Below are 7,603 nucleotides of genomic sequence, written 5' to 3' on the forward strand. Positions count from 1 at the left end.
ACTTAAATTTATTCTCTATTCTTTTTTTCTCTATTCTCTAAAAAAAAAGGGGGCATATAGATTGGGGTTAAAAAAACAGAATGCTTTGATGATGGTTCCTGTAAAATCAGAAAAATTGGACTGGGAAATTAAAGATGATGAAGTAGTTCAATTGATAATAAAAAGGGATAAGTTAATAGATAGGATAGTTAGGAAACTTTTTTATACACCGAATAAGACGGTTATTGATTTGGATAAAATGGGGAGTCTTGTATGGAAACATATAGATGGAAATAGAAATGTATATGAATTATCACAGATAGTAAAAGCCGAATTTGGAGAAAAAGCAGAACCACTGAATGAGAGGCTTTTTACATATATAAATATATTAAAAAACAATAACTTTATTAAACTTATTGAAGGATAGGTGATGTTATGGGGATTACCATTCTTGGAATTATTTTATTTGCCATAGCTACTATTATAGTATTTTCTTGGGGATACATAAAAGAGCAAAAAATGCCTGTTAAGCTAAATCACAAACTTAATCTTAAAGCTAAAAGATTGGTTATTAAGGTATTAAAAAGAAATGGAAAGATGACTAAAAAAGAGATAGCAAGAATACTTACTAATTTAAAAGTTTCGGAAATTGGGACAAGAAAGAAATTGGTAGTAAAAGATTCTAAAAAATTTACAAAGATGATTTTAGATAATATGATAGATGAATCTGTGGTTAATGTGGACTATAGTGGAAAGGAAAAAAGATATTATATAAATAATTAAATACCACTTTTTAAGTGGTATTTATTGGAGTTCTTTTATGTCTATTAAAAATCTCATCCAATTCATTTCCAGTAAGAACTTCTTTTTCTAAAAGGAGGTTTGCTACATCATTTAAAATGGTTCTATTGTCTTTTATTAATTTAACAGATTCTTCAAAACAACTATTAATTATTTTCTTTATTTCTTTATCTATTTTATTGAAATTCACTTTTACATATTGTTCCTTTATAGATATATTACCAATGGAACTCATACCATACTTGCACACCATTTCCTTAGCTATCTCAGTTGCCTTTTCTAGGTCATTGCTGGCGCCTGTAGTTACTTCCTTAAATATTATTTCTTCAGCGGCTTTACCTGCTAGTAAGACTTTAATTTTATTTAGAAGCTCTTCTTTAGTCAATAAGTATCTATCTTCATCGGGGAATTTTAACACATATCCAAGGGCTTCTCCCCGGGGAACTATTGATATTTTTTGTATCATATCAACATTTAGTATTTTTCCCACTATTGCATGGCCTGCTTCATGATTTGCTACTATGTTTTTTTCCTTTAGTAAAACCGAAGGATTCTTAACTTCTAAGCCAGCAACGACCCTCTCAATGGCAAATTCAAAATCTTGAAGATCTATTTTTCTTTTTTGATTTCTTACTGCTATTATAGCTGCTTCATTTGCGATGTTAGCAAGCTGGGCTCCTGAAAAACCATGGGTTTTTTTGGCTATATCATCCACATTAACACTATCTTCTAAGGGTTTGTTTTTAGTATGCACCTTTAATATTTCTTCTCTAGACCTTATATTTGGGTTACCGACCCTTATGTGTCTGTCAAATCTACCGGGGCGAAGTAAAGCTTCATCTAAAAGATCTAGACGATTTGTCGCACCTATAACCACAACAGTATTAGATCTATTAAAACCGTCTAATTCTACTAGTAACTGGTTTAAAGTTTGATCCTTTTCATTATTACTTTCTGCATTGCGTCTAGACCCTATGGCATCTATTTCGTCGATAAAGATTATACTAGGAGCATCTTTTTTTGCCTTTTCAAATAGGGTTCTAATTCTTTTCGCACCTACTCCCACATATTTTTCAACAAATTCGGAACCACTTGAATATAAAAAGTTAGAATTTGTTTCTCCAGCCACTGCTTTTGCCAATAATGTTTTGCCAGTTCCAGGGGGACCATAAAACAATATACCCTTTGGAATTTTAGCTCCCATACTCATATATTTGTGGGGATGGTTTATAAAATCGATAGTTTCCTGTAACTCTTCTTTCACCTCTTCTAGACCCGCTACATCATTAAATGACACGTCGGGTTTTTTTTGATTGTTTTCGTTAGGACTTTCATCTTTTTTCTTTTTCTCAGTGTTCATAGTAGCAGGAACCAGTTGAGGTTTGTTGTCAAGTTTTAAGTAATATATTAATAAGAATAGAGTAGTTATCCATATTAATATCCTGTCACTTATATTGACAGAAGTTAAAGAAGTGTTTTGAAAATATTGACTATATACTAAGAAAGAAGAAAATACTACTCCTATTATAGATAGGATGAAAATTATTTTTTTCTTCAACATATTACCACCTTTATTGTTTAAAAATTTGGTTCTTAGATAATAATAGTTTAACCAAAGGTAAAATTTTATATGAAGGGTATTTGGATATTGATGTAGGAAAGATTTGTTAAAAACAAAGAATGAAGAATAGAGAATAAAGAATAGATAATGTGATTTTACTCCCGATGGTCATAAAATTTTATTTGAGTAGGGACTAGACATCCCTAGTTTATGGGAAAGGTTGAAACTATTGTATGGAACGTAGTGTGGAATTCATTCCATGCTACTATTTAAAGAAATTAAATAAATAATATAAAAAAACAGTTGACAGAATAAATTCCTTAGCATATAATATAAAAAGAGTGTTCATGAAAAAGGAAGTAGAGGTATCCGCCTCTCACCCTATGGCGTGGCTAATAGGGTTAATATTTGCAGTAATATTGTGGCTACGGGAGTAGTGTGTACCTTTACTGTTAATTTTAAGGCGGATAGTGTTTATTCTATTCGTTTTTTTTAGTTTCTAAATATATGAATTTTTCAGGAGGTGTCTCAATATTAAAGAACTTCAAATAAATGAGCAGATCAGGGATAGAGAAGTAAGATTGATAGGCAGTAACGGTGATCAACTGGGAATAATGCCGGTTAAAAAAGCACAGCAAATGGCAGATGACAATAAGATGGACTTAGTTAAGGTAGCCCCAAAGGCAAAGCCGCCAGTATGTAGGATAATGGACTACGGAAAGTATAAATATGAAATGGCTAAGAAAGAAAAAGAAGCTAAGAAAAATCAAAAGATAATAAACATAAAGGAAATCAGACTTACACCTAAGATAGAGGAACATGACCTAGAGGTTAAGGCTAAAAAAGCTAGAAAATTCCTAGAAAAAGAAGACAAAGTTAAGGTTACAGTAAGATTTAGAGGAAGGGAATTAGGTCATACTGAATTAGGTAGAGAAGTTCTAATGAAATTTGCTGACAAAACTGCAGAGTTTGGTCAGATAGAGAAAAGACCTAAGATGGAAGGGCGAAACATGATTATGTTTTTAAGCCCAAAAAGCTTATAAACTGGAAGGAGGATTATCATGCCAAAAATGAAAACCCACAGAGGAGCTGCAAAAAGATTTAAGAAAACAGCAAAGGGAAAAATTAAAAAGAAAAGTAACTATAGAGGTCACTTTTTAACTAAGAAAACAGCAAAGAGAAAGAGACAATTAAGAAAAGGTTCTACTTTATCAGAAGCTGATACAAAAAAATACAAGGTACTATTACCATATAAGTAATCAAGATATAGATAAGGGAGGTAAGAACAATGGCTAGAGTAAAAAAAGCAGTAAATGCTAAGAAGAAGCACAAGAAAATATTGAAGTTAGCAAAGGGATATTACGGAGCAAAGAGTAAATTATTCAGACCAGCTAATCAAGCTGTTATGAAATCTTTACAATATGCATACGTTGGACGTAGATTAAGAAAAAGAGATTTTAGAAAGCTATGGATAACAAGAATAAATGCTGCTGCAAGAAAAGACGGTATGTCATACAGCAGATTCATAAATGGTCTTAAAAAGGCTAATATTGAAGTGAATAGAAAGATGTTATCAGAAATGGCTATACATGATGCAGAAGGATTTTCAAAATTAGTTGAAATATCAAAAGAAAATCAATAGGAAATCATAGATGATAAAAAGTTCCGGTTTTGCGGGGCTTTTTTTATTTCAAAAAATAAATAATAGAGAATAAAGAATAGATAAGGTTATTTTACTCCTTACGGTCGTAAAATTTCATGCTACAAATTAATTTAAAATTTACAATTTATAATTTAAAATTCAAAAGCCATAAGGCTTTTGTAGATTTACTTTTAAACTTACCGATAAAGTGGTATAATAAGAAAATAATATGAAAAAATATGCTAGGGGATGATTACTATAAGTTTACCAAATAAGAATAATAGACTAAAACTTGACCCAGCACAGATACTTGTTTTAGGCTTTGCTGGGTTGATACTAATAGGAGCAACACTACTAAATTTACCAATTGCTTCTCAAGATGGTAAAAGTATTGGATTTATAGATGCTTTATTTACATCTTCATCTGCTGTTTGTGTAACTGGATTAATTGTAGTTAATACAGCGGCCCATTGGACTATATTTGGGAAAATAGTAATACTTACATTGATACAAATTGGTGGACTAGGGTTTATGACTATGGCTACTTTGGTGGCTTTATTGTTGGGAAAGAAGATAACATTGAAGGAAAGGTTAATAATTCAAGAAGAAATGAACCAATTTAACTTATCGGGGTTGGTTAAACTAATAAAGTATGTTATTTTTTCTACCTTTTTAATTGAAGGCATAGGTGCCGTACTTTTATCCACTAGGTTTATACCAGAATACGGTATATCCAAAGGTATAGGTTTTTCTATATTCCACTCTATATCGGCATTTTGTAATGCTGGATTTGATTTGATAGGTTCTAGTATGGAACCCTTTGTAAATGATACATTGATTAATATAGTTATAGGATTATTAGTTATAGTGGGAGGGCTAGGATATACTGTTTATATTGACATAACTAGAAATAAAAGATTTAAAAGGTTTTCTTTACATACTAAGCTGGTCCTTGTTATATCAGGAGTACTATTGCTTATAGGATTTTTATTTGTATTTGTTGTAGAATATAATAATCCCAATACATTAGGTGAATTATCTATAAAAGGTAAAGTGTTGGCATCGTGGTTTCAGGCATTAGTTCCTAGAACAGCAGGATTTAATAGTGTTGGAATGGGAGAAATAAAAGATGCTACAGCATTTTTAATAATAATACTTATGTTTATTGGAGGTTCTCCAAGCTCAACTGCTGGAGGAATTAAGACTACAACCGTTGGAGCAATAATATTAGGAATGTCATCTGTTATTAAAGGTAGAGAAGATGTTGAGATATATAGAAAAAGAATACCCCATAACCTGATCTTTAGAGCATTAACTGTAGTGGGGATTGGATTACTAATAGTTATATTAGTTACTATGGCATTATCAATAACAGAGGGTAAAGCTTTTATAGATGTGTTTTTTGAAGCAGTTTCTGCATTTGGAACTGTAGGTCTAAGTAGAGGTCTTACTCCAGAGCTAACTGTTGTTGGAAGGCTTATTATAACATTTACTATGTTCATAGGTAGGGTTGGACCTTTAACGTTGGCATTTGCATTTGCTAAGAAGAGAAGTCAAAAAGATGGTAATTATAGATATCCAGAAGAAAGAATATTAGTAGGGTAGGAAGGTGAAGAAAATGAAACAATTTGTTGTAATTGGGTGTGGAAGATTTGGTGCTAGTGTAGCAACTAGTCTTTATAGCCTAGGTCACGATGTTTTAGCAATCGATAAAGATGGAGAAAAGGTGCAAGAAATATCAGAGTTGGTAACCCATTCAGTTCAAGCAGATGCTATAGATGAAAACACATTAAGAACATTGGGTATTAGAAATTTTGATGTGGCAGTAATTAGCATAGGAACAGATATTCAAGCTTCTATAATGGGTACTCTAATTGCTAAAGAATTAGGTGTGGAAACAGTAATAGCAAAGGCACAGAGTGATTTACATGGAAAAGTACTTAGGAAAATAGGTGCAGATAGGGTTGTTTATCCTGAAAGAGAGATGGGTTCTAGAGTTGCCCATAACTTAGTAGCCTCAAATATACTTGATTATATAGAGCTTGCTCAAGATTATAGTATAGTAGAGATAGCTCCACTTAAAAGTTGGGAAGGAAAAGCATTAATTGACCTAAGGCTACCTACCAAATATGGTATAAATATTATGGCTATAAAACATGGTAAGGATATAAATATATCTCCTTATGCTGAAGACATTATAAAAGAGGGAGATGTACTTATAGTAATAGGAAATAACGAAGACTTAAGAAAACTTGAGAAAAATAAGTAATTGGGGTGTATGTATGTTTCAAAAAATCACCAGCTCCTCAAATAAAACTATTAAGCTAGTTAAATCATTACATAGAAAGCGGAATAGATGGAAAGAGGAAAAATATTTTATAGAAGGTGTAAGGGCAGTTGAGGAAACTTTAGATAAAGGAAAGAACATTGATTTTATAATATTTTCTGATGGCTTATGTGAAGTTAATGGTGGGGAGGACCTACTCACAAGAATGGAGAAGAAAGGTCACACAATCTATCATACTACTGATAAAATATTAGGGGAAATTTCAGATACCCAAAAACCACAGGGAATAATATGTGTGTTAAATATGGAGAATAGATCTTTAGACAGTGTATTAAAGAAAAAAGATAACTTTCTTATACTATTAGATAATTTACAAGATCCGGGGAATTTAGGAACGATAATAAGAACTGCTGATGCCATGGGGGCAAATGGAGTGGTAGTTACAAAGGGATGCGTTGATATATATAATCCAAAGGTTATACGTTCCACTATGGGTTCTGTATTTCATGTACCTATTATTATGGCAGATAGCATTGATTATGTTATAAATGTACTTAGAAATAACAATATAACTATTATTGCAGCTGGATTAGAAACAACGAGATTTTGTTATGATGAAGATTTTTCTAAAGATTTTGCATTGATAATTGGAAATGAGGCTTCAGGAATTACGGATAATGTAATGAAAATGTGTGATTCTGTGGTAAAGATACCTATGTCTGGAGATGCGGAATCATTAAATGCTGCTATAGCATCTGCAATTATCATGTATGAAGCAAATAGACAAAGGACTATAAAAAAGTAAATTAACCATATCCACCTTGAGTTTTAATCCACCTCGTGCTATAATTTAAATAAATGGCAAAGAGAGGTGTAAACCTTGTGATTAGTGCTAGATTTTATTGGAAAGTTTTTAAGTTAACTGGCTCAGTGGATGCTTATTTAATGTACAAGAAATTATTAATAAACTAATATATTAAAGGTTATGATGGAGAGAGTAAATATCTAAAGGTTTATAGAGAGGAAATGTCTAGGCTGGAAACATTTCTATACTGGTTGATATTGAAGTTCACTCCTAAACTGCTAAGTTGAAATAATAGTAAACTTAAGCCGGCTTTAGAGTCGTTATAAAACTGAGAGGCTTTATATATTTTTTTAAAGCTATTAGGGTGGTACCGCGGAGAACTTCGTCCCTTTTGGGATGAAGTTTTTTTATGTGTGCCCAGCATGGACACAGTCTATAGGGTGAAAGTCCCGAACACCGAAGGTGATATAGGTGCTAGCTGAAGACAAGGGTGTCCACCGTGAGGTGGAATCTGAAGGAAGTCGGCGG

Annotated in this window: 10 protein-coding genes and 1 other annotated feature; of the genes, 9 read left to right on the plus strand and 1 reads right to left on the minus strand. The window is 32.1% G+C overall.

Annotated elements, in window-relative coordinates; all coding sequences use genetic code 11:
- The first annotated feature begins 61 nt into the window (after positions 1–61).
- Entirely contained in the window at positions 62–406 is a 345-nt protein-coding gene (locus tag V6137_RS12015; protein ID WP_425448182.1) for a PqqD family protein, read from the plus strand.
- 8 nt (positions 407–414) lie between these two features.
- On the plus strand, positions 415–762 hold the full coding sequence (locus V6137_RS12020; RefSeq protein WP_425448183.1) for a hypothetical protein: 348 nt from the start codon (positions 415–417) through the stop codon (positions 760–762).
- Between the two features lie 10 nt (positions 763–772).
- On the opposite strand, the gene ftsH is transcribed toward V6137_RS12020, so the two are convergent.
- On the minus strand, positions 773–2,341 hold the full coding sequence (gene ftsH, locus V6137_RS12025; protein WP_425448184.1) for an ATP-dependent zinc metalloprotease FtsH: 1,569 nt from the start codon (positions 2,339–2,341) through the stop codon (positions 773–775).
- A 503-nt stretch (positions 2,342–2,844) separates the two neighbouring features.
- On the opposite strand from ftsH, the gene infC reads away from it, so the two are divergent.
- From infC to V6137_RS12060, 7 genes are all read left to right on the plus strand, one after another.
- A complete protein-coding gene (gene infC, locus V6137_RS12030; RefSeq protein WP_425448192.1) occupies positions 2,845–3,384 on the plus strand; it encodes a translation initiation factor IF-3 in 540 nt (179 codons plus the stop codon).
- Between the two features lie 18 nt (positions 3,385–3,402).
- A complete protein-coding gene (gene rpmI / locus V6137_RS12035) occupies positions 3,403–3,600 on the plus strand; it encodes a 50S ribosomal protein L35 (RefSeq protein WP_425448185.1) in 198 nt (65 codons plus the stop codon).
- A gap of 29 nt (positions 3,601–3,629) precedes the next feature.
- A complete protein-coding gene (gene rplT / locus V6137_RS12040) occupies positions 3,630–3,983 on the plus strand; it encodes a 50S ribosomal protein L20 (RefSeq protein WP_425448186.1) in 354 nt (117 codons plus the stop codon).
- Positions 3,984–4,232: 249 nt separating this feature from the next.
- A complete protein-coding gene (locus tag V6137_RS12045; RefSeq protein ID WP_425448187.1) occupies positions 4,233–5,588 on the plus strand; it encodes a TrkH family potassium uptake protein in 1,356 nt (451 codons plus the stop codon).
- Positions 5,589–5,601: 13 nt separating this feature from the next.
- The gene (locus V6137_RS12050; RefSeq protein WP_425448188.1) at positions 5,602–6,252 is read left to right on the plus strand and encodes a potassium channel family protein; all 651 of its coding nucleotides are present in this window, start codon (positions 5,602–5,604) and stop codon (positions 6,250–6,252) included.
- 13 nt (positions 6,253–6,265) lie between these two features.
- Entirely contained in the window at positions 6,266–7,075 is an 810-nt protein-coding gene (gene rlmB, locus V6137_RS12055; protein ID WP_425448189.1) for a 23S rRNA (guanosine(2251)-2'-O)-methyltransferase RlmB, read from the plus strand.
- Between the two features lie 53 nt (positions 7,076–7,128).
- A complete protein-coding gene (locus V6137_RS12060) occupies positions 7,129–7,242 on the plus strand; it encodes a YqzL family protein (RefSeq protein WP_425448190.1) in 114 nt (37 codons plus the stop codon).
- 4 nt (positions 7,243–7,246) lie between these two features.
- Positions 7,247–7,468: a binding site (T-box leader), on the plus strand.
- Positions 7,469–7,603 lie beyond the last annotated feature (135 nt).

It is taken from the genome of Dethiothermospora halolimnae (genome assembly GCF_037577855.1).
GTDB classification, from domain to species: Bacteria; Bacillota; Clostridia; order Tissierellales; family VENL01; genus Dethiothermospora; species Dethiothermospora halolimnae.